This is a genomic window from Variovorax sp. VNK109, from assembly GCF_049445855.1.
GTDB lineage: Bacteria > Pseudomonadota > Gammaproteobacteria > Burkholderiales > Burkholderiaceae_C > JAGOCV01.
In genome coordinates, this window is record NZ_JBMSDV010000007.1 from 133,941 (window position 1) to 155,331 (window position 21,391).

Annotated in this window: 23 protein-coding genes; 17 read left to right on the forward strand and 6 right to left on the reverse strand. The window is 64.7% G+C overall.

The annotated features are described in order from the left end of the window. Positions 1-6: 6 nt before the first annotated feature. From hpxZ to ACO2Q9_RS20035, 9 genes are all read left to right on the forward strand, one after another. On the forward strand, positions 7-399 hold the full coding sequence (hpxZ, locus tag ACO2Q9_RS19995; RefSeq protein ID WP_423314029.1) for an oxalurate catabolism protein HpxZ: 393 nt from the start codon (positions 7-9) through the stop codon (positions 397-399). A 125-nt stretch (positions 400-524) separates the two neighbouring features. Next, on the forward strand, positions 525-1,637 hold the full coding sequence (locus ACO2Q9_RS20000; protein WP_423314031.1) for a BMP family ABC transporter substrate-binding protein: 1,113 nt from the start codon (positions 525-527) through the stop codon (positions 1,635-1,637). Between the two features lie 115 nt (positions 1,638-1,752). Further along, positions 1,753-2,847 carry an ABC transporter permease gene (locus ACO2Q9_RS20005; RefSeq protein WP_423314033.1) on the forward strand — a complete coding sequence of 365 codons (1,095 nt, stop codon included), beginning with the start codon at positions 1,753-1,755 and terminating at the stop codon, positions 2,845-2,847. A gap of 13 nt (positions 2,848-2,860) precedes the next feature. Continuing rightward, positions 2,861-3,781 (forward strand): ABC transporter permease, encoded by a 921-nt coding sequence (locus tag ACO2Q9_RS20010; RefSeq protein WP_423314035.1) that lies wholly within the window; start codon positions 2,861-2,863, stop codon positions 3,779-3,781. A 22-nt stretch (positions 3,782-3,803) separates the two neighbouring features. Beyond that, positions 3,804-4,520, forward strand: coding sequence for a cysteine hydrolase family protein (locus ACO2Q9_RS20015; protein WP_423314037.1), 717 nt, complete (start codon positions 3,804-3,806; stop codon positions 4,518-4,520). 22 nt (positions 4,521-4,542) lie between these two features. Beyond that, positions 4,543-6,120 (forward strand): ABC transporter ATP-binding protein, encoded by a 1,578-nt coding sequence (locus ACO2Q9_RS20020; protein ID WP_423314039.1) that lies wholly within the window; start codon positions 4,543-4,545, stop codon positions 6,118-6,120. Positions 6,121-6,183: 63 nt separating this feature from the next. After that, positions 6,184-6,849, forward strand: coding sequence for a cysteine hydrolase family protein (locus ACO2Q9_RS20025; protein ID WP_423314041.1), 666 nt, complete (start codon positions 6,184-6,186; stop codon positions 6,847-6,849). Positions 6,850-6,875: 26 nt separating this feature from the next. Then, on the forward strand, positions 6,876-7,616 hold the full coding sequence (locus ACO2Q9_RS20030; RefSeq protein WP_423314042.1) for a GntR family transcriptional regulator: 741 nt from the start codon (positions 6,876-6,878) through the stop codon (positions 7,614-7,616). Positions 7,617-7,754: 138 nt separating this feature from the next. Continuing rightward, complete coding sequence (locus tag ACO2Q9_RS20035) at positions 7,755-8,195, forward strand: helix-turn-helix domain-containing protein (RefSeq protein ID WP_423314044.1); 441 nt, start codon at positions 7,755-7,757, stop codon at positions 8,193-8,195. A 9-nt stretch (positions 8,196-8,204) separates the two neighbouring features. Here ACO2Q9_RS20035 and ACO2Q9_RS20040 read toward each other — a convergent pair whose 3' ends face one another. After that, positions 8,205-8,915 carry a glutathione S-transferase N-terminal domain-containing protein gene (locus ACO2Q9_RS20040; RefSeq protein ID WP_423314045.1) on the reverse strand — a complete coding sequence of 237 codons (711 nt, stop codon included), beginning with the start codon at positions 8,913-8,915 and terminating at the stop codon, positions 8,205-8,207. A 107-nt stretch (positions 8,916-9,022) separates the two neighbouring features. On the opposite strand from ACO2Q9_RS20040, the gene ACO2Q9_RS20045 reads away from it, so the two are divergent. Both ACO2Q9_RS20045 and ACO2Q9_RS20050 read left to right on the forward strand, forming a co-directional pair. Continuing rightward, complete coding sequence (locus ACO2Q9_RS20045; protein ID WP_423314047.1) at positions 9,023-9,178, forward strand: hypothetical protein; 156 nt, start codon at positions 9,023-9,025, stop codon at positions 9,176-9,178. Beyond that, a complete protein-coding gene (locus ACO2Q9_RS20050) occupies positions 9,175-10,185 on the forward strand; it encodes a virulence RhuM family protein (protein ID WP_423314048.1) in 1,011 nt (336 codons plus the stop codon). The genes ACO2Q9_RS20045 and ACO2Q9_RS20050 overlap by 4 nt, the downstream gene beginning before the upstream one ends. A 69-nt stretch (positions 10,186-10,254) precedes the next feature. Here ACO2Q9_RS20050 and ACO2Q9_RS20055 read toward each other — a convergent pair whose 3' ends face one another. Further along, entirely contained in the window at positions 10,255-11,058 is an 804-nt protein-coding gene (locus tag ACO2Q9_RS20055) for an exodeoxyribonuclease III (RefSeq protein WP_423314050.1), read from the reverse strand. A gap of 10 nt (positions 11,059-11,068) precedes the next feature. Between ACO2Q9_RS20055 and pyrE the strand changes: the two genes are divergently transcribed. Then, positions 11,069-11,761, forward strand: a complete 693-nt coding sequence (pyrE, locus tag ACO2Q9_RS20060) for an orotate phosphoribosyltransferase (protein WP_423314051.1) — start codon at positions 11,069-11,071, stop codon at positions 11,759-11,761. Between the two features lie 19 nt (positions 11,762-11,780). Then, on the forward strand, positions 11,781-12,446 hold the full coding sequence (locus tag ACO2Q9_RS20065) for a DUF4124 domain-containing protein (RefSeq protein ID WP_423314053.1): 666 nt from the start codon (positions 11,781-11,783) through the stop codon (positions 12,444-12,446). Positions 12,447-12,449: 3 nt separating this feature from the next. Here ACO2Q9_RS20065 and gatB read toward each other — a convergent pair whose 3' ends face one another. The 3 genes from gatB to gatC are packed head-to-tail and all read right to left on the reverse strand — an operon-like array spanning position 12,450 to position 15,701. After that, on the reverse strand, positions 12,450-13,925 hold the full coding sequence (gene gatB / locus ACO2Q9_RS20070; RefSeq protein ID WP_423314055.1) for an Asp-tRNA(Asn)/Glu-tRNA(Gln) amidotransferase subunit GatB: 1,476 nt from the start codon (positions 13,923-13,925) through the stop codon (positions 12,450-12,452). Between the two features lies 1 nt (position 13,926). After that, positions 13,927-15,405, reverse strand: coding sequence for an Asp-tRNA(Asn)/Glu-tRNA(Gln) amidotransferase subunit GatA (gene gatA, locus ACO2Q9_RS20075; RefSeq protein ID WP_423314057.1), 1,479 nt, complete (start codon positions 15,403-15,405; stop codon positions 13,927-13,929). After that, positions 15,402-15,701: an Asp-tRNA(Asn)/Glu-tRNA(Gln) amidotransferase subunit GatC gene (gatC, locus tag ACO2Q9_RS20080; protein WP_423314059.1), complete on the reverse strand. Its 300-nt coding sequence runs from the start codon at positions 15,699-15,701 to the stop codon at positions 15,402-15,404. Before gatC ends, gatA begins: the two co-directional genes overlap by 4 nt. 225 nt (positions 15,702-15,926) lie before the next feature. Between gatC and ACO2Q9_RS20085 the strand changes: the two genes are divergently transcribed. From ACO2Q9_RS20085 to mrdA, 4 genes are read left to right on the forward strand one after another with little or no spacing between them, the layout of a single operon-like run. Beyond that, entirely contained in the window at positions 15,927-16,970 is a 1,044-nt protein-coding gene (locus ACO2Q9_RS20085) for a rod shape-determining protein (RefSeq protein WP_423314061.1), read from the forward strand. A gap of 23 nt (positions 16,971-16,993) precedes the next feature. After that, positions 16,994-17,932, forward strand: a complete 939-nt coding sequence (mreC, locus tag ACO2Q9_RS20090; RefSeq protein WP_423314063.1) for a rod shape-determining protein MreC — start codon at positions 16,994-16,996, stop codon at positions 17,930-17,932. Beyond that, positions 17,929-18,447, forward strand: coding sequence for a rod shape-determining protein MreD (mreD, locus tag ACO2Q9_RS20095; protein ID WP_423314064.1), 519 nt, complete (start codon positions 17,929-17,931; stop codon positions 18,445-18,447). The genes mreC and mreD overlap by 4 nt, the downstream gene beginning before the upstream one ends. Before the next feature lie 57 nt (positions 18,448-18,504). Then, positions 18,505-20,475, forward strand: a complete 1,971-nt coding sequence (gene mrdA / locus ACO2Q9_RS20100) for a penicillin-binding protein 2 (RefSeq protein WP_423314066.1) — start codon at positions 18,505-18,507, stop codon at positions 20,473-20,475. Here mrdA and ACO2Q9_RS20105 read toward each other — a convergent pair whose 3' ends face one another. Next, on the reverse strand, positions 20,476-21,234 hold the full coding sequence (locus ACO2Q9_RS20105; protein WP_423314068.1) for a sulfite exporter TauE/SafE family protein: 759 nt from the start codon (positions 21,232-21,234) through the stop codon (positions 20,476-20,478). Positions 21,235-21,391 lie beyond the last annotated feature (157 nt).

The window sequence follows — 21,391 nt, forward strand, 5'->3', positions numbered from 1 at the left end:
ACGACCATGAGTCCATTGCCCGATACCCAGATCAACCTGCCCGAAGTGCTGGCGCAGGTGAAGGTGCAGTTCGAGCGTTATGAACGCGCACTCGTGACCAACGACGTGGACGTGCTCGATGAGCTCTTCTGGAAGAGCCCGCACACGTTGCGTTATGGCGCAACGGAAAACCTCTACGGTTACGACGAGATCCAGGCCTTCCGTGCAGCCCGGCCTTCGCAGGGCCTTGCGCGTGAAGTGCTGAAGACCGTCATCACCACGTACGGCCGCGACTTCGCCACGGCCAACATCGAATTCCGCCGCGAAGGCAGCCCGAAGACGGGCCGCCAGAGCCAGACCTGGCTGCGCACCGCAGACGGCTGGCGCGTCGTCGCGGCCCATGTGAGCCTGCTCGGCTGAGGCCCGCATGAAAGCAGACAACCAACGAACACGGCATGTCGCCTGCGTCGCTGTCTTGATGACCGGGGTGGTCAGGACGAGCGTGTTGCTTCCAACCACCTCGTGAATTCGCCGGAGGGCTCATCATGAACAGCATCAATCGTCGGGACTCGATCAAGACCATCGCCGCGCTGGGGGCGGCCACCTCGCTGGGCTCGCTCAGCCAGTTCGCGCACGCGCAGAAGCCGCTCACCGTGGGCGTCATCTACGTCGGCCCGCGCGACGACTACGGCTACAACCAGGCGCACGCGCAGGCCGCGGCCGAACTGAAGAAGCTGCCCGGCATCAAGGTGGTGGAAGAAGAGAACGTGCCCGAAACCGCAGCCGTGCAGAAAACCATGACCGGCATGATCGCGCAGGACGGCGCGAAACTGCTGTTCCCCACGTCGTTCGGCTACTTCGATCCGCACATCCTCGCACTCGCCCCCAAGAACCCCGACGTGCGCTTCTCGCATTGCGGCGGCATGTGGACCGAAGGCAAGCACCCGAAGAACGTGAGCAGCTTCTTCGGCTACATCGACGAGTGCCAGTACCTCAACGGCGTGGTCGCCGGCCACATGAGCAAGAGCGGAAAGATCGGCTTCGTGGCCGCCAAGCCGATCCCCCAGGTGCTGCGCAACATCAACGCATTCCTGATGGGGGCGCGCTCGGTCAAGCCCGGCATCACCTGCCACGTCATCTTCACCGGTGACTGGTCGATGGCGGTGAAGGAAGCCGAAGCCACCAACAGCCTGGCCGACCAGGGCGTCGATGTGTTCACCATGCACGTGGACGGCCCGAAGGTCGTCGTGGAAACCGCAGCCAAGCGCGGCAAGATGGTCTGTGGCTACCACGCCAGCCAGGCCAAGCTCGCACCGCAGGCCTACCTGACGGGTGCGGAGTGGAACTGGCTCACCGCGTACAAGACGATCGTGGACGCCGCGCAGACCGGCAAGCCGCACCCCAACTTCCTGCGCGGTGGCCTGAAGGAAGGCTACGTGAAGATGTCCGCCTACGGCCCGGCCGTGACCGACGCTGCCAAGAAGCAGGCCGACGACATCAAGGCCAAGATGCTCGCGGGCACGTTCGACATCTTCAAGGGCCCGCTCAAGGACAACAAGGGCAACACCGTCATCGCCGCGGGCACGACGCTCAAACAGACGGACCTGAAGCTCGAGGGCATGAACTACCTCGTGGAAGGCGTCGTCGGAAGTATCTGACGACATCCCCCAGGCTGCGCGCGCTTTGCGCGCTACGCCTCCCCCCTTTGCAAGGGGGCGCGGTCTACGGCCCGGCGAAGCCGGTTCCGTGACCGCTCTGGAATTGGAGCGTGGTATGCGAAGCGTTGTTGGTGAAGTGGCTCTTCCTGTCGCGGCAATTCTTGCTGCGCTGGGTGTCTTTGGCATCTTCGTCGCCTTTGCCGGCGTCGATCCGGTCGAGGTGTGGTTCCTGTTGTTCCGTGGGGCTTTCGGGGACTGGTTCTCGTGGCAGAACACGTTGCAGCGCGCGGCACCGCTGATGCTTACTGCGCTGTGTGTCGCCATACCTGCGCGCGCGGGGCTGGTGATCATCGGCGGTGAGGGCGCACTGGTTCTCGGCGGACTGGCGGCTGCGGCGCTGCCTTATGCGGTGACTTTGCCGGACAGCATCGCGGGGTCGTTCGCCGTGTGCATTGCGGGAGCGATGGCCGGTGGTCTCTGGATCATGGCGGCTGGCTGGCTGCGGCAATTCCGCGGCATCAACGAAACCATCAGCAGCCTGCTTCTCGCGTACGTGGCCATCGGCCTCTTCAAGCATTGGGTGGAAGGGGCGCTGCGCGATCCGTCGAGCCTCAACAAGCCTTCTACCCTGCCGCTGACCGAGGGCATCCGCATCGGCGGGATGTTCGGTTCGGACGTGCATTGGGGTCTGGCGCTCGGCGTGCTGGCTTGCATCGGGCTGGGCTTGTGGCTCAGGCTCACGGCTTCGGGTTTCTCCATCCGCGTGGTGGGCGGCAATCCGCGCACGGCGCAGCTGGTGGGGTTACCGGCGTCGAAGCTCATCCTTCTTGCTTGCGGTCTGGGTGGCGCATGTGCCGGCCTTGCGGGCGCGGTGGAAGTGGCGGCGGTGCACACCAGCGCCAATGCGTCGCTGATCGCGAGCTACGGCTACGCGGGCATCCTGGTCGCGTTCATCGCGCGGCACAACCCGGTGGCGATCATCCCGGTGGCCATCCTCTTCGGCGGCTTCGGCGCGGCGGGCAGCCTGCTGCAGCGGCGCGTGGGCTTGCCCGACGCATCGGTGCTGGTGCTGCAGGGCATCGCGTTCGTGTTCATCCTCGCGAGCGAAGCGCTGCGCGATGTGGACTGGAAGGCGCTCGCTGGGAAGTTCAAGCGCGTGGAATCCGGCCCGACGCCCGTGCAGGCCGCCATGGGCGACAAACTGTCGTGAAAGGACCGTGCACATGACACCCGATCAATGGATTGCCTTCTTCGCCGCCATCGTCGGCGGTGCGCTGCGTGTGGGCACACCTTTCCTCTTCGTGAGCCTGGGTGAATGCCTCACCGAAAAATCAGGCCGCATCAACCTCGGGCTGGAAGGCGTGCTCGTGCTTTCCGCCATGGCGTCGTTCGGCGGCGCGTACCTGAGCGGCTCGCCGTGGATCGGTGTGCTCGTCGGTGCGTTGGCGGGCGCGCTGCTCGCTGCATTGCACGGTGTGCTGTGTTCACTCAACCGCGTGAACGACGTGGCGACCGGCATCGCGCTGATGCTGCTGGGCACCGGGCTCGCGTTCTACCTCGGCAAGCCGCTGATCCAGCCGCAGGCGCCGCAGATCCCGTCGATCCCGCTGGGCAACTGGAGCGACATCTCCGCCGTGCGTGCGGCGCTGCAGATCAACGCGCTGGTGCCCATCGGCGTGCTGCTGGCCGTGGCGATGTGGTGGGGCTTTGCGAGGACGCGCGCAGGTCTTCTGGTACGCATGGCGGGCGACTCCGCCAATGCGACGCGCGCGCTCGGCTATTCGGTGTCGGGCATCCGCATCGCTGCGACGGCGGCGGGCGGCTTCATCGCAGGCCTGGGCGGCGCGTCGCTCACGCTGTTCTATCCGGGCAGCTGGAACGAAGGCATCTCCAGTGGCCAGGGGCTCATCGCCGTGGCACTGGTCATCTTTGCGCGCTGGAGCCCGCTGCGCTGCGTGGGGGCTGCGCTGCTGTTCGGCGGAGCAGGTGCGATCGGGCCGGCGCTGCAGTCCATCGGCGTCGGCTGGGGCTACCACCTCTTCAACACCGTGCCCTACGTGCTCACGTTGGTGATCCTCGTGCTCACCTGCAAGCCGGGCAGTGTGGCGGCCGGCACGCCGGGCGAGCTGTCTTCCACGCGATGAACAAACAGATCAGGAGATGACCATGAACGCTGTCACGCTCTCTTCCGCGCTCTATGTGCAGGCCAATCCTTACGCGTGGCCCTACAACGGCGCGCTGCATCCGGCCAACACCTGCATCATCGTGATCGACATGCAGACCGACTTCTGTGGCAAAGGCGGCTATGTCGACGTGATGGGCTACGACATCTCGCTCACACGCGCGCCGATCGGGCCGATCTCGAAGGTGCTCGAGCGCATGCGCGCGCTGGGCTTCCACATCATCCACACGCGTGAAGGCCACCGGCCCGACCTGTCGGACCTGCCGGCCAACAAGCGCTGGCGCTCGCGGCAGATCGGCGCCAACGGCACGGGCATCGGCGACGCGGGGCCGTGCGGCCGCATCCTCGTGCGCGGCGAGCCGGGCTGGGAGCTGATCCCCGAACTCGCGCCGCTCGAAGGCGAGGTCGTCATCGACAAACCGGGCAAGGGCTCGTTCTATGCGACGGACCTGGAGATGATCCTGCGCACGCGCGGTATCGAGAACATCATCCTCGCGGGCATCACGACCGACGTGTGCGTGCACACGACCATGCGCGACGCCAACGATCGCGGCTTTGAATGCCTGCTGCTGTCCGACTGCACCGCCGCTACCGACCCGGCCAACCACCAGGCCGCGCTCAACATGATCACCATGCAGGGTGGCGTGTTCGGCGCGCATTCGACATCGAAGGCGCTGCTCGATGCGCTGTCGGTGATGTGAAGTCCTGAAACCGGAAGACGCCATGTCCGAAGAAACCCTTGACCGCCCCATCGGCGCCCTGCCGCCGGGCACCGGCGCGCTCGCGCTCGACACCTACGAACTCACCAAGCGCTTCGGCAGCTTCACCGCGATGGACCGCGTGACCATGCGCGTGGAGCCCGGCACGGTGCATGCGCTGCTCGGCGAGAACGGCGCAGGCAAGAGCACGCTGGTGAAGTGCGTGGCGGGCTTCCAGCGTGCGGAAGAAGGCAGCATCCTCATCGACGGGCGAGAGCAGGACATCGCCAATCCCATCGTCGCGCGTGCGCTCGGCATCGGCATGGTGTACCAGCACTTCACGCTCGCACCCGGCATGACGGTGGCGGAGAACCTGCTCATGGCGGGCGGCAAGACGCCGGCCATCATCGACTGGACGGCCAAGCGCGCCGAACTGAAGGCATTCCTGGCGACCACGCCATTCACGCTCGACCTCGATGCACGCCCGTCCGAACTCGCAGCGGGTGAGAAGCAGAAGCTCGAACTGCTCAAGCAGCTGTACCTGAAGCCGCGCTTGCTGATCCTGGACGAACCGACTTCGGTGCTCACGCCGCAGGAAGCCGACGAAGTGCTCGGCCACGTGCGCGAGTTCGCCAGGAGCGGCCAGTGCACCGTGCTCATCATCACGCACAAGTTCCGGGAAGTGATGGCTTATGCCGACGGCGTGACGGTACTGCGCCGTGGCAAGGCCGTGCATCACACGCGCGTGCCCGATACCAACCCGCAACTGCTGGCGCAGGCGATGATGGGCGAGTCCGCTTCGGCGCTGGCTGACGAGGGCAAGCCCCAACAATCGCGTGCGCCCGCTGCAGCCGATGCGCGCGTGGCGCTGAAGGTGAGCGCGCTCACCGCACAGGGCGACCGCGGCACGCTTGCGTTGCATGGCGTGGATCTCGCGGTGAAGTCGGGCGAGATCCTCGGCGTCGCGGGCGTGTCGGGCAACGGACAGCGCGAGCTGGTGGAAGCGTTGGTCGGCCAGCGTGCACGCGCGTCCGGCCGCGTCGAAGTCATGGGCGAACCCTATGCCGCCACGCGCGCGGAGAACCGCAGCCTCAAGGTGCGCAGCCTGCCCGAAGAGCCGTTGCGCAACGCCTGCGTCGGCGACCTGAGCGTGGCCGAGAACATGGCGCTGCGCGATTTCGACCAGCCCCCGCTCGCGCAGGGCGGCCTGCTGAAGTTCGGTGCCTGGAAACAGCGTGCGCGCGAATGGATCGCGGAATACGGCGTGAAGACGCAGGGCGAGGGTGCGCCGATCCGCAGCCTGTCGGGTGGCAACGTGCAGCGCGCGGTGCTCGCACGCGAACTCGCGGGCGACATCAACGTGCTGATCGCGGCGAACCCGGTGTTCGGTCTCGACTTCCAGGCGGTGAGCGAAATCCACCAGCGCATCGTGCAGGTACGCGACAAGGGCGGTGCAGTGCTGCTCATCAGTGAAGACCTGGACGAGTTGCTCGAACTGGCCGACCGCATCGTCGTGATGAGCGAGGGGCGCATCGTGTTCGAGACGGAGGCCGCCACCGCGCAACGCCATGAGCTGGGTGCCCACATGGGTGGAGGGCATTGATGAACACCCCTGAAGCAGCCCGGCAAAGCCGGTTCCGTGGCTACCTGGAATTGGAGAGATGCAATGAAGATCGATGCAAGTCCTTTCGCCTATGAATTCGAAGTCGACAAGACCGCGCTCGTGATCATCGACATGCAGCGCGACTTCATCGAGCCCGGCGGCTTCGGCGAGACGCTGGGCAACAACGTCGCGTTGCTGTCGGCCATCGTGCCGGCCTGCAAGTCGGTGCTGGAGGCGTGGCGCACGGCGGGCGGGCTCGTGGTCCACACGCGCGAGGCGCATCGCGCCGACCTGCTCGACTGTCCGCCGGCCAAGCGCAACCGCGGCAACCCGAGCCTGCGCATCGGCGACGAAGGACCGATGGGCCGCATCCTCATTGCGGGCGAGCCGGGGAACCAGATCATTCCCGAGCTTGCGCCGCTGCCGGGCGAGGTGGTGATCGACAAGCCGGGCAAGGGCGCGTTCTATGCCACGCCGATGCACAACCTCATGCAGCAGGGCGGCATCACGCACCTGCTCTTCATGGGCGTGACCACCGAGGTGTGCGTGCAGACCAGCATGCGCGAGGCCAATGACCGTGGCTACGACTGCCTGCTGCTGGAGGACTGCACCGAAAGCTACTTCCCGCACTTCAAGGCGTCGGCCATCGACATGATGCGCGCGCAGGGCGGCATCGTGGGCTGGACCGCGCCGAGCGGCCCGCTTCTTGCGGCCCTGCAATCGGGTTGATTCCGCAATCAGGCTAATATTTCCCCGTGCAGACCACCATCCGACGCCCCTCCGCCCCCGCGACCGACGCGACGACATTCCGTTCGCGCGCGGACGAGGTGTACGACCAGCTCAAGCAGGACGTGGCCGAGTTCAAACTCGTGCCCGGTGACCGTTTCACCGAGAACGAGATCAGCGAACGTCTGGGCGTGTCGCGAACGCCCGTGCGCCAGGCGCTGTTCAGGTTGCAGCAGGAGGGCTTCGTCGAAGTGCTGTTCAGGAGCGGCTGGCGCGTGCTGCCGTTCGACTTCGAGCAGTTCGAGCAGCTCTACGACCTGCGCATGGTGCTGGAGACGACGGCGGTGCATCGCCTGTGCGAGGAAGGCCTGCACGGTCGCCGCGTGGACCGGGCCCTGCTGGACGAGCTGGTGTCGATCTGGCTCGTGCCCGTGGCAGCGCGCAGTGCCGACACCGTGCAGGTCGCGCAGTGGGACGAAGCCTTCCACTGCTCGCTGGTCGCCGCCGCCGGCAATGCCGAGATGACGCGCGTGCACCGCGACGTGACCGACCGCATCCGCATCATCCGCCGGCTGGATTTCACCAAGCAGCCGCGCATCGACGCGACCTACGACGAGCACGGGAAGATCCTCAAGGCTGTCCGTGCCAAGCGCGGGGACCAGGCGGCGATGCTGCTGCGCGCGCACATCGAGACGAGCCAGGCCGAAGTGCGCAAGATCACTTTGCACCAGGTACATCTGGCACGCCAGGGCGATTACCGCAGCCGTTGATTTGTGTGGAACGGCACCGGTCGGGGCCCTTTGGTAGCGGTGTGCGGCATTCCCGGACTTTGTAAGCGTGAACCAAAGTTTATAAGTGGCTGCATGGCGGGCGGCTAAGATCGGGCCTTCGTTCCCAAAGAAGACCCTATGCCCAATTTCGCCAAGCTCCTCAAGGATGAAATCTCGCGTGTCGCCCGCAAGGAGCAGCGCACCGAAACCACGGCGCTGAAAAAGTCATCGGCCAATTACCGTTCGGAAATCGCAGCGCTCAAGCGCCGGCTCGCCGCGCTGGAAGCGCAGATCAAGAAGCTGGCGAAGACCACCGCACGCAGTGCCGGCACGGCCGCCAAGGCCAGCGAGGACGAGGAAGGCCCGCGCCTGCGCTTCAGCGCTGACCGCCTGCGCACGCGCCGCGAGCGGTTGGGCCTGTCGGCTGCCGAAATGGGCAAGCTCGTGGGCGTTTCGTCCCAGACCATCTACAACTGGGAAACCGGCAAGGCGCGTCCGCGTGCCGCGCAACTGACCGCGCTGGCCGCTGCCCGCAAGCTCGGCAAGCGCGAAGTCACCGCCAAGCTCGGCGGCGAGTAATCCGGTTCCTCAATTCTTCGGTGTGGCGGGGATGAGCAGGCCCCGCTGCACGGCGGGCCGCTTCACGAATTCGGCGAGCACGCGCTTGACGTTGGAGAAATCGTCGAAGCCGACCAGATCGCCCGCCTCGTAGAAGCCCACGAGGTTGCGGATCCACGGGAACGTCGCGATGTCGGCGATGCTGTACTCGTTGCCGAGAATCCATTTCTTTCCTGCGAGGTGCTTGTCCAGCACGCCGAGCAGGCGCTTCGATTCGGCGACGTAACGGTCGCGCGGACGCTTGTCTTCGTACGCCTTGCCCGCGAACTTGTGGAAGAAGCCGAGCTGGCCGAACATCGGGCCGATGCCGCCCATCTGGAACATCACCCACTGCAACGCCTCGTAGCGGCCGGTGTCGGTCTTCGGCATGAGCTTGCCGGTCTTGCCCGACAGGTACACGAGGATCGCGCCCGACTCGAACAGCGCAAAGGGCTTGCCGTCCGGCCCGTTGGGGTCGAGGATCGCCGGGATCTTGTTGTTCGGGCTGAGCGAGAGGAACTCGGGCGTCATCTGGTCGTTCGTGTCGAACGCCACGCGATGCACTTCGTAGGGCAGGCCGAGCTCCTCCAGCATGATCGACACCTTCACGCCGTTGGGCGTGGGCAGTGAATAAAGCTGCAGCACGTCGGGCTTCGTTGCGGGCCACTTGCGGGTGATGGGGAATTTCTTGAGATCGGCCATGGTCGTGTCCTTCAGGGGGAGATGCGTGCAGGTGTTCGGGAAAGTCCGCATTCTGGCAGCAAGCTGCTTATGGCGCTGGGCACGGCGTGTGCGGGCGGCGACAATAAGTGAAAACCATCCATTTCGCCTTAATGTCCGGATCAAAGATCAATAAGCAATTGCTCAAGCAGATTCAGGACGCGTTCCTGACGCGGTACAAATTCGAGCCCCTTGGCATTTTTGCCCAGCCTGCTGCCAAGCAAGCAATTGGGCCAGCGCCATGAGCGAATTGATTCTCTACACCACAGAAGACGGCCGCAGTCAGATCAAGCTGCGAGCCAGAGATGAAACCGTCTGGCTTTCCCAGCGCGAAATGGCGGAATTGTTTGATGTCAGTACGGACAACGTGGGCTTGCACCTCAAAAATGTCTATGAGGACGGTGAACTGGGCCGGGAGGCAACTACCGAGGAATCCTCGGTAGTTCAAACGGAGGGAAGCCGACAGGTCAATCGCCCCGTGACCCTCTACAACCTCGATGCCATCCTCGCTGTGGGCTACCGGGTGCGCTCGCCTCGCGGCGTGCAGTTCCGCCGCTGGGCGTCCACTGCGCTCAAGGAGTACCTGCTCAAGGGCTTCGTGATGGACGACGAGCGACTGAAGAACCCGGACGGCCGCCCGGACTACTTTGACGAGATGCTGGCGCGCATCCGGGACATACGAGCTTCGGAAAAGCGGTTCTATCAGAAGGTGCGCGATCTGTTTGCGCTCTCCAGCGACTACGACAAGACGGACCAGGCGACTCAGACCTTCTTTGCTACCGTCCAGAACCTGCTGCTGTACGCGGTGACCCAGAAGACCGCGGCCGAACTCATCACAGCGCGGGCCAATCCCGATGACCCGCACTTGGGCTTGCTGCATTGGAAAGGTGCGCAGGTTCGCAAGCAGGACATCGTTGTCGCCAAGAATTACCTGAATGCTGACGAGATCGACACGCTGAACCGGCTGGTGGTGATCTTTCTCGAAACGGCAGAGTTGCGCACCAAGAACCGCCAGGAAATCCGCATGCACTTCTGGCGCCAGAACGTGGACCAGATCATCGGCAGCAATGGCTTTCCAGTTCTCACACATGCAGGCACGATCAGCCATACGCAGATGGAAAGCAGCACTCACGCGCTGTATCTGGACTTTGACCAGCGTCGCAAGCAACAGGAAGCTGCCCAGGCTGATCAGCAGGACGAAGCCGAGCTGAAGACGCTGGAAAACGCACTCAGGAATCGCCCGAGAAAATGACGGAGTTTTCCTTGGATATTGAAAGAGCGGGGACTGGATCTTCTGCCTCGGGCGGCTTCAATCCGGTTCTCAGAGTTTCCAGTCGTAGTCGATGGTCAGGGGTGCGTGGTCGCTGAACTTCACGTCCTTGTAGATGGACGCGGAGCGCGCGGTGTCGGCGATGGTGGGCGTGGCCAGGTGGTAGTCCAGCCGCCAGCCCACATTCTTCGCATAGGCCTGGCCGCGGTTGCTCCACCATGTGTAACTGGTGTCGGTCGCGGTGGGTTCGAGGTGGCGATAAACGTCAACCAGACCGCCGCCTTCGCCAGACTTGTCTAACAGTTTTGTCATCCACGCCCGCTCTTCGGGCAGGAAGCCGCTGTTCTTCTGGTTGCTCTTCCAGTTTTTCAGGTCGATTTCCTGGTGCGCGATGTTGATGTCACCGCACAGGATGAACTCGCGGCTGGCCTTGAGTTTCAGCAGATAAGGAAAGAAGCCGGCCAGGAAACGGAACTTCGCCAGTTGCCGTTCTTCGCCCGAAGAGCCGCTGGGGAAGTAACAACTCACGATGGACAGCTTGCGTTTGGGCGAGTCGAAGCGCAACTCGACATAGCGGCCTTCGGCATCGAACTCCTCGTCGCCCCATCCGATGACCACGTCGCTTGGCGTGTGGCGGCTGTAGATGCCCACGCCCGAATAGCCCTTCTTCTGCGCGAGGTGGAAGTGGCCCTTCATGCCGGCCATGTCCTCGAACTTGCCGGCCAGATCGGCCGCCTGGGCCTTCACTTCCTGCACGCAAATACAATCGGGACGCTGGCTTTCGACCCATTGCGCGACGCCCTTGGTGGACGCGGAACGGATGCCGTTGAGGTTGAGGCTGGTTAATCTGAACAAGGAATTTCCCATGACGGTTGAAGGCGCAGGTTCGGCACAAATGGACCGGCTGGCCCAGGATTTCGTGCAATTCTCCGTCGAATCGGGGGTTTTGCGCTTCGGTGAGTTCAAAACCAAAGCCGGCCGCCTGTCGCCGTATTTCTTCAACGCCGGGCTGTTCGACGATGGCGCGAAGCTCGGCCGGCTGGCCCGGTTCTACGCCGAGCGCATCACGGCCAGCGGCATCGAGTTCGACATGCTGTTCGGCCCGGCCTACAAGGGCATCCCGCTGGGCGCGGCGGTCGCCATCGAGCTTGCGCGACTGGGTCGCAACGTGCCCTTCGCCTACAACCGCAAGGAAGCCAAGGACCACGGCGAAGGCGGCACGCTGGTGGGTGCGCCACTCAAGGGCCGCGTGCTGATCGTCGATGACGTGATGTCTGCAGGCACTGCGGTGCGCGAGTCCATCGGCATCATCCAGGCTGCAGGTGCGGTGCCGCACGCGGTGGCCATCGCGCTGGACCGGCAGGAGAAGGCGACCGAGAACGGGCAGGATGTTTCCCATAGTGCAGTGCAATATGTCCGGTCCCAGCTCGGGTTACAGGTCTGCGCGATTGCGAGACTGGCAGATTTATTGCAGTATCTGGCGAATCAGGGTTCCGGCGGTCTCGGAATCCATCACCAGAACGTGCTGGCTTACAGGGAACGCTACGGCGTGGATTGAAAGGATTCTTGTGCAACGCATGCTGCGCCTGGGCGCCTTGGGACGATTTTTCGGCCTCATGCTGGGCGCAAGCATGGTCCCCGTCTGGGCGCAGTCCGGCATCTACACCTGCACCGACAGCCGGGGCCGCAAGATCACCTCCGACCGCCCGATCATCGAGTGCATCGACCGCGAGCAGAAGGAACTCAACCCGTCCGGCACGATCCGCCGCACGGTCGATCCGTCGTTCACCGCGCATGAGCAGGCCGAACGTGAAGAGCTGGCCAAGCAGCGTGCTGCCGAGGAAGCGCGGGTGCGCGAGGAGCGCCGGCGCGACCGCGCACTGCTCGTGCGGTATCCGACCATCGAAGTCCACGTGAAGGAACGCGCCGAGGCGATTGCGCAGATTGACGCCGTCATCGCTGCCGCGAAGAAGCGCACCGATGAACTGAACCAGCAGAAGGGCCAGATCGACGCCGAGTACGAGTTCTACAAGAAGGACCCGACCAAGGCGCCGAACTCGCTCAAGCGCCAGCGCGACGACAACGACCGCAGCCGCGTCATCCAGGCCAAGTTCATCTCCGACCAGGACGGCGAAAAGGCCCGCGTGAACGCGCGCTTCGACGAAGAGCTGGTCAAGCTCAAGGAACTGTGGGGCGCGCAGGCCGCAGCGCGCGCGGCCGCCGCTGCGCCAGCGAAGAAATAGGGTTCAGCCGAGTTTCCTGCGCAACAGGTCGTTCACCTGCTGCGGATTCGCCTTGCCCTTGCTGGCCTTCATGGCCTGCCCGACCAGCGCGTTGAACGCCTTGTCCTTGCCGGCCTTGAACTGCGCGACGTTGTCGGGATTGGCGGCAATCACCTCGTCGATGATTTTCTCCAGCGCGCCGGAGTCGTTCATCTGCTTGAGGCCCTGTTCCTCGATCGTGCGATCAACATAGTCGACATGCAAGGGTTCGCCGGCGATTGAGCCAGCGGCCCAAAGCAGATCCAACACCTGTTTTGCAGCATTGTTGGAAATGGTTCCGTCGGCAATTCGCACAATGAGTTGCGCGAGTTGCGCGGCGCTGACCTTTGCCGCATCGACGCCGATCTCTTCGGCGTTGAGACGGCGCGAGACCTCACCCATGATCCAGTTGCTCGCGAGCTTGGCCTTGTCCTTGCCGGCGGCTGCGACCGTGGCCTCGAAGTAGCCCGCCATCGCCTTGGTCTGCGTGAGCGTTTCGGCGTCGTACTCGGGCAGGCCGTAGTCGCCCACGAAGCGTTGCACCATCACACGCGGCAGTTCGGGCATGTCGCCACGCACCCGCTCCACCCATTCGCGCGAGATGGCCAGCGGCGGCAGATCCGGATCGGGGAAGTAGCGGTAATCGGCCGCGTCTTCCTTGGTGCGCATCGCGCGCGTCTCGCCGGTGTCGGGGTCGAACAGCACCGTGGCCTGCTGGATCTCGTGGCCGTCTTCGATCTGCTCGATCTGCCAGCGGACCTCGAAGTCGATGGCCTGCTGCATGAAGCGGAAGCTGTTGAGGTTCTTGATCTCGCGGCGCGTGCCGAACGGCTGGCCGGGTTTGCGCACCGACACGTTGGCGTCGCAGCGGAAGCTGCCTTCCTGCATGTTGCCGTCGCAGATGCCGATCCACGTCACGATCTTGTGCAGCTCCTTTGCGTACGCGACGGCTTCTTCCGACGAACGCATGTCGGGCTTGGTGACGATCTCCAGCAGTGGCGTGCCTGCGCGGTTGAGATCGATGCCCGACTGGCCGACGAAGTCCTCGTGCAGCGATTTGCCCGCGTCTTCTTCGAGGTGCGCGCGTTCCAGTTGCACGGTCTTCTTCTCGTCGCCGACGAAGAACGAAATCTCGCCGCCCTGCACGACGGGGATTTCGAACTGGCTGATCTGGTAGCCCTTGGGCAGGTCGGGGTAGAAATAGTTCTTGCGCGCAAAGACGCTGCGCGGTGCCACGTGCGCGCCGATGGCCAGGCCGAAGCGGATTGCGCGCTCCACAGCGCCGATATTCATCACCGGCAGCGTGCCCGGCAGCGCGAGATCCACCGGCGATGCCTGCGTGTTCGGCTCGGCGCCGAATCCGGTGGACGACCGGCTGAAGATCTTGCTCGCGGTGGAAAGCTGGGTATGTGTCTCGAAGCCGATCACGACTTCATAGCCCTGGACGAGTTTGGCGGTCATGTCAGAAGCCCTCCGGGCGGCGGAGGTGGAAATCGGTGGCCTGCTGGAAGCGGTGCGCCGCGTTGAGCAGGCGCGCTTCGCCGAAGTAGTTGCCGATGAGTTGCAGGCCCACCGGCATGCCGCCTTCGCCGAAGCCACAGGGCACGCTCATGCCGGGCAGGCCCGCGAGCGAGCCGGGCAGCGTGAAGATGTCCGCAAGGTAGTTGGCGACCGGGTCGTCGGCCTTGTCGCCGAGCTTCCATGCCACCGTCGGTGCGACGGGGCCGGCGATCACGTCGCATTGCTCGAACGCACTCTGGAAATCGTTCGCGATCATGCGGCGGATCTTTTGCGCCTGCAGGTAGTACGCGTCGTAGTAGCCGTGCGAGAGCACATAGGTGCCGATCATGATGCGGCGCTTCACTTCGTCGCCGAAGCCTTCGGCGCGCGTCTTCCTGTACATGTCGGTGAGGTCGTCGTAGGCCTTCGCGCGATGGCCGAACTTCACGCCGTCGAAGCGGCTCAGGTTGGAACTCGCTTCGGCGGGCGCGATGATGTAGTACACGGGAATCGAGAGCTCGGTGCGCGGCAGCGTGATGTCCACCAGCGTCGCGCCGAGCTTCCTGTACTCGGCAAGCGCGGCATCGATGGCGGCGCGCACGTCGGGCGCCAGGCCTTCACCGAAAAATTCTTTCGGAATGCCGATGCGCAAACCTTCGAGTGAATCGTTCAGGCGCAACGAAAAATCTTCAGCGGGCACATCGAGCGAGGTCGAGTCGCGATCGGGATCGGGCCCGCACATCTGCGACAACAGCAGCGCGCAGTCTTCGGCCGACACCGCCATCGGCCCGGCCTGGTCGAGTGACGAAGCGAAGGCGATCATGCCGTAGCGCGACGCGCGTCCGTACGTGGGCTTGATGCCGGTGATGCCGCAGAACGACGCGGGTTGGCGGATCGATCCGCCGGTGTCGGTACCGGTCACGGCGGGCAGCAGGCGTGCGGCCACGGCCGCTGCGCTGCCGCCCGACGAACCGCCCGGAATGCGCGAGACATCCCACGGGTTCTTCACCGGCTTGTACGCGGAGTTCTCGTTGGAAGAGCCCATCGCGAACTCGTCGCAGTTGAGCTTGCCGAGCGACACCGCGCCAGCCTGCGCGAGCTTCGTCACCACGGTGGCGTCGAAGGGCGAGCGATAGCCTTCGAGCATCTTCGAGCCGGCGGTGGTCGGCGCATCTTTCGTGACGAAGATGTCCTTGTGCGCGATCGGCACGCCTTCGAGTGCGCCGGCATTGCCGGAAGCGATGCGCGCGTCGGCGGCGCGCGCCGCGTCGAGCGCTGCGTCCTCGTTCACCGAGAGGAATGCGCCGAGGCCGTCGTTCTGCCGGATGCGGGCGATGAAGTGCTGTGTGGCTTCGACGGCCGAGACATCTTTCTCGCGCAGCATCTTCGCGAGCTGCGCGACGCCCTGGACGTGCAGGTCCTTGCTGTTGAGCGCGCTCATTCGATCACCTTCGGCACGAGGAAGAGGCCACGTTCGACAGCAGGCGCGCTTTGCTGGTTGGCTTCGCGCATGTCGGGTTCGGAGGCGACGTCGTCACGCAGACGAAGAGTTACATCCTGGATGGCTGCCACGGGGTGGGACAGGGGCTCCACACCCGAGGTATCCACAGCCTGCATCTTCCCGACGATGTCGAAGAAGCCGTTGATCTGTGTGAGCATGCGCTCGCTTTCGTCGGGGCTCAGTTCGAGCCGCGCAAGGTTGGCGATGCGTGCGATGTCGGAAGAGGTCAGGGACATGATCGGGAAAACGTCGGGCCACGGGCAGAAACACCCTCGGAAAGGGGCTGCGCAGCCAAGTTATTCACAGGGGATCGGGTATTATCCCGCCTTTGGTGCAATGGCTCGGTTCGAATGGCGGAAATGCCGCCAAAACACGGGTTTACGCATCCAAAAACCGGATTTTCGATCACTGAATACTGGCGATGGGCCGCCGAAGTGCTGTCTGTGCCTGAGAGGACTGTAATGTTTGGAGCTTTCCGTCGGTACTTTTCCACCGACCTGGCGATTGACCTTGGCACCGCCAACACCCTGATCTTCGTGCGCGACAAGGGCATCGTCCTCGACGAACCTTCCGTCGTCGCCATCCGCCACGAAGGCGGCCCGCAGGGCAAGAAAACCATCCAGGCCGTCGGCCACGAAGCCAAGGCCATGCTGGGCAAGGTGCCCGGCAACATCGAGGCCATCCGCCCCATGAAGGACGGCGTGATCGCCGACTTCACCGTCACCGAGCAGATGCTCAAGCAGTTCATCAAGATGGTCCACCCGCGCTCGGTGCTCAGGCCGAGCCCGCGCATCATCATCTGCGTGCCCTGCGGCTCCACCCAGGTCGAGCGCCGCGCCATCCGTGAATCGGCACTCGGTGCCGGTGCTTCCGAGGTGTACCTGATCGAGGAGCCGATGGCTGCCGCGATCGGGGCCGGCCTGCCGGTCTCTGAAGCGTCCGGCTCGATGGTCGTGGACATCGGTGGCGGCACGACCGAGGTGGGCGTGATCTCGCTGGGTGGCATGGTCTACAAGGGCAGCGTCCGCGTGGGCGGCGACCGCTTCGACGACGCGATCATCAACTACATCCGCCGCAACTACGGCATGCTGATCGGCGAGCCGACGGCAGAAGCCATCAAGAAGAGCATCGGCTCGGCCTTCCCCGGTTCCGAGGTGAAGGAAATGGAAGTGAAGGGCCGCAACCTCTCCGAGGGTGTGCCGCGCAGCTTCACGATCTCGTCCAACGAAATCCTCGAAGCGCTGACCGATCCGCTGAACAACATCGTGTCGGCAGTGAAGAACGCGCTGGAACAGACGCCGCCCGAACTGGGCGCCGACATCGCCGAGCGCGGCATGATGCTCACCGGCGGCGGCGCGCTGCTGCGCGATCTGGACCGCCTGCTCGCCGAAGAGACCGGCCTGCCCGTGCTGGTGGCCGAAGACCCGCTGACCTGCGTGGTCCGCGGATGTGGCATTGCCCTGCAGCGCATGGAGCGACTGGGAAGCATCTTCACGAGCGAATGACGCCCGCGTTGCAGTCCTGAGCCATGCCACTGGGGACCCTGGACCGCACGCCTCCCCCCTTCTTCAAGCAGGGGCCCTCGGCGCTGTCCAAACTGATCGTATTCAGCGCGCTCGCGCTGTTCCTGATGGTCGCGGACACGCGCCTGAACATTTCCCAACCCATCCGCACGGCGGTGGCCACGGTGCTTTATCCCGTGCAGTGGCTCGCCTTGCGTCCCGTGCTGCTGCTGCGCGGGGGCGGCCAGTATTTCGCCGACCTGCAGCAGGCGCAGCAGAGCGACGCGCAATCGCGCGAACGCCTCGCAAAGCAGGCCCAGCGCGCCAACCAGGTCGAAGAACTCGCCGGCGAGAACGAGCGCCTGCGCCGCCTGCTGGGTCTGCGCGAGCGCGTGACCGCACCCGGCCGCGCAGCCGAGGTGCTGCACGAAGCAGCCGATCCGTATTCCCGCAAGGTGATCATCGACAAGGGCCTCGGCCAGGGCGTGCAGCCGGGCTCGGCGGTCATCGACGAATTCGGTGTGCTCGGGCAAGTGACGCGCGTGTACCCGCTGCTGAGCGAGGTGACGCTCGTCATCGACCGCGATCTTTCCATTCCCGTGCTCAACACGCGCACCAACGCGCGCAACGTCGCCTTCGGTGAACCCAGCCGCGACGGCGGCGCGCTGGAGTTGCGTTTCATCGCCGCCAATGCCGATGTGAAGGAAGGCGACCTGCTCGTCACCAGCGGTGTGGATGGCGTGTACCCCGGCGGTTTGCCGGTGGCGCGCGTGGACAAGGTGGAGCGGCGTGCCGAGTCGGCCTTTGCGCGCATTTACTGCACGCCGCTCGCGCTGGTGGGCGGTGCACGCTACGTGGTCGTGCTCGACCCGGTGGGCAAGATCGAGCTGCCGAAGGATGAGCCCGCAAGTACAGCAGGTGCAGCAAAGTCAAGGGCACCCGCGAAGAAAGGTCCCGCGCCATGATCATGCGCCCCGGTCAGCAACTGCTGTTGCCTGCCAACCCTCTTTTCATCTGGGGCAGCCTGGTCTTCGCGCTGTTCGTGAACATGCTGCCGCTGGGCCGCGCACCCTGGATGCCCGACGTGCTCGCGCTCGTCATCGTGTTCTGGAGCGTGCACCAGCCGCTGCGCGTGGGCATCGGTGCGGCCTTCATCTTCGGGATGGCGATGGACGTGCACCAGTCCGCGCTGCTCGGTCAGCATGCACTGGCCTACACCGTGTTGTCATTCTTCGCGATCACCGTGCACCGGCGTCTGCTGTGGTTCACCGTGCCTTCGCAGGCGCTGCAGGTGTTGCCACTGTTCGTGGCGGCGCGCTTCATCGAATGGATGGTGCGCCTGGCCGCGGGCGATTCGTTCCCGGGGTTCTCGCTGCTGCTGTCGCCCGTGTTCGAGGCCTTGCTCTGGCCCGTCGTGTCGGTGCTGCTGCTTGCACCGCAGCGCCGCGCGCCGGACCCGGACGAGAATCGTCCGCTGTAACGCCGGTTGTGATCCGCGCATCGCAGCGATAACATCCCCCGAATCCGTCCCACTGCCATGACCGAGTTGCGCAATGTCGAAGCCGACCTGATGCGGTTCCGCACGCGGGTGCTGGTGATCGGCGCGGTCGTGCTGTTCGCGTTCGCGTTGCTGCTCTCGCGGCTCATCTACCTGCAGGTGGTGCGCCATGACGATCTGGCCGCGCAGGCCGAAAGCAACCGCACGGCGGTGGTGCCCATCGTGCCCAACCGCGGCCTCATCCTCGATCGCAACGGCATCGTGCTGGCCACGAACTACTCGGCCTACACGCTGGAGATCACGCCATCCAAAGCCGGCGACGTGCAGGCCACCATCGAACAGTTGGGCGAGCTCGTCGACATCCAGCCGCGTGACCTGCGACGCTTCAAGCGGCTCATGGAGGAGTCGCGCAACTTCGAGTCCGTGCCCATCCGCACCAAGCTGACCGACGAAGAGGTCGCGCGCTTCACTGCGCAGCGCTACCGCTTCCCGGGTGTGGAGATCAAGGCACGCCTGTTCCGCAACTATCCGTATGGTGAACTTGCCAGCCACGTGATCGGCTACATCGGCCGCATCAACCAGGCGGAGAAGAAGGCAATGGAGGAGTGGGGCGACGAGGAGCAGGCCAACTACAAGGGCACCGAATACATCGGCAAGCTCGGCGTGGAGCAGAGTTTCGAGTCGCAACTGCACGGCATCACGGGCGTCGAGCAGATGGAGACCTCGGCGGGCGGCCGCGCGGTGCGCCGCCTGGCCAGCAGCCCGTCCACACCGGGCAACACGGTCATGTTGTCGATCGACATCAAGCTGCAGAAACTGGTGGAAGACCTGTACGGTGACCGGCGCGGCGCATTGGTCGCCATCGACCCGAAGACCGGTCAGGTGCTGGCCTTCGTGAGCAAGCCGACGTTCGACCCGAACCTGTTCGTGGACGGCATCGACGTGGAGAACTGGACCGCGCTCAACGAGTCGATCGACCGGCCGCTGCTCAACCGCGCGCTGCGCGGCACTTACCCGCCGGGCTCGACCTACAAGCCCTTCATGGCGCTCGCGGCACTGCAGACCGGCACGCGCGCGGCCAACGTCATCGTGCAGGACAACGCGTCGTGGACCTTCGGGGGTCATACGTTCCGCAGTCATGGCGACACCGCGCTCGGCCCGGTGGACATGTACCGCAGCATCGTGAAGTCCAGCAACGTGTATTACTACTCGCTCGCCAACGAGATGGGCGTGGATGCGATGCACGACTTCATGAAGCCCTTGGGCTTCGGGCAGATCACCGGCATCGACATCAACGGCGAAGTGCGCGGCGTGCTGCCCAGCCAAGAATGGAAGCGCAATGCCTACCGCAAGCCGGAGCAGAAGCGCTGGTATGCGGGGGAGACAATCTCGCTGGGCATCGGCCAGGGCTACAACACCTTCACCATGCTGCAGCTTGCGCAGGCCACCGCCATCGTTGCGAACGACGGCATCAAGCACAAGCCGCAGCTCGTCATCGCCACGCAGGATTCGCTCTCGCACACGCGCGTACCGGCCCCGCCTTCGCCGGCGGAAGACCTCGGCTACAAGCCGGAGAACGTCGCCATCGTCAAGCGTGCGCTCGTCGGCGTGACCCAGGAAGGCACATCCACGCGCGTCTTCAGCGGCGCGGGCTACGTGTCCGGTGGCAAGACCGGCACGGCGCAGGCGGTGACGATCGGACAGAAGGACAAGTACAACGCCGCGCGGCTGGAGGAGCACCAGCGCGACCACGCGCTCTACATGGCATTCGCGCCGGCCGACAACCCGAAGATCGCGCTCGCACTCATCGTCGAGAACGCGGGCTGGGGCGCGGAAGCAGCGGCACCGATCGCGCGGCGCGTGTTCGACTACTGGCTGCTGGACCAGTACCCGAGCGAAGAAGACATGGCCGCCGTGCGTCGCGGGCAGGGCGGCCCACCCATCGGCAAGCCCCGCAAGGGCGCCGAGGCCGCCTGGCCAGTGGCTGCGGGCACGGCCGCGCCCCAGTGATTACCTGAAGAACGCGTCGTAGCCCGTCTTCAGGATCAGCGCACTCACCACGAACACGAACACACCGCGGACGAAGCCCGCACCGTGCTTCAGCGCCATGCGTGTGCCCAGCACGCTGCCGATGACGTTGGCGATGGCCAACGCCAGTGCGTAGTGCCACCACACGTGTCCCTTCACCGCGAACAGGATGAGCGCGGCGAGGTTGGTGGCCGTGTTGAGGAGCTTGGCCGATGCCGAGGCATTGAGGAAGTCGTAACCGAGCCAGCGCACGAACAGGAACACGAAGAAGCTGCCGGTGCCCGGGCCGAAGAAGCCGTCATAGAAACCGATGAGCAGGCCGATGGTGCCGGCCGCGAGGGTCTCGGTGCGGCCGGCAAAGCGCGGTGCATGCACGCGACCCATGTCCTTGCGGGCGAGGGTGTACGCCAGCACGGCGGCAAGGATGAAGGGCAGCAGCTTGCGCAGGTAGTCCGCAGAGATGACCGTCACGAGCCAGGCGCCGGCGAACGACCCGATGAAGCCTGCCGCCGCGGCGGGCAGCAACGCAGTCCAGCGCATCTCGACGCGGCGGCTGTACTGCCACGCGGCCGTGGCGGTGCCCCAGACCGACGCGCTCTTGTTGATGCCGAACAGCGTCGCCGGGTGCGTGTTGGGAAAGACTGCGAAGAGCGCGGGGACCAGAACGAGGCCGCCGCCGCCGACGATGGAGTCCACAAACCCGGCCAGCAGCGAGGCCAGGGTGACGATGATCAGTTCCATGGGAGAGAAAGTGCTGCGGAGAAAGGCAGCCGGGATTGTCGCGGAAAACAAAAAGGCGCCGGTCACGGCGCCTTTGAAGGGCAACCCGATGGGAGTGCCCGGAATATTTTTGGACGAATTCTTGGAATGTCTCCTCAGTCCCTCGTCCTCACGAGCG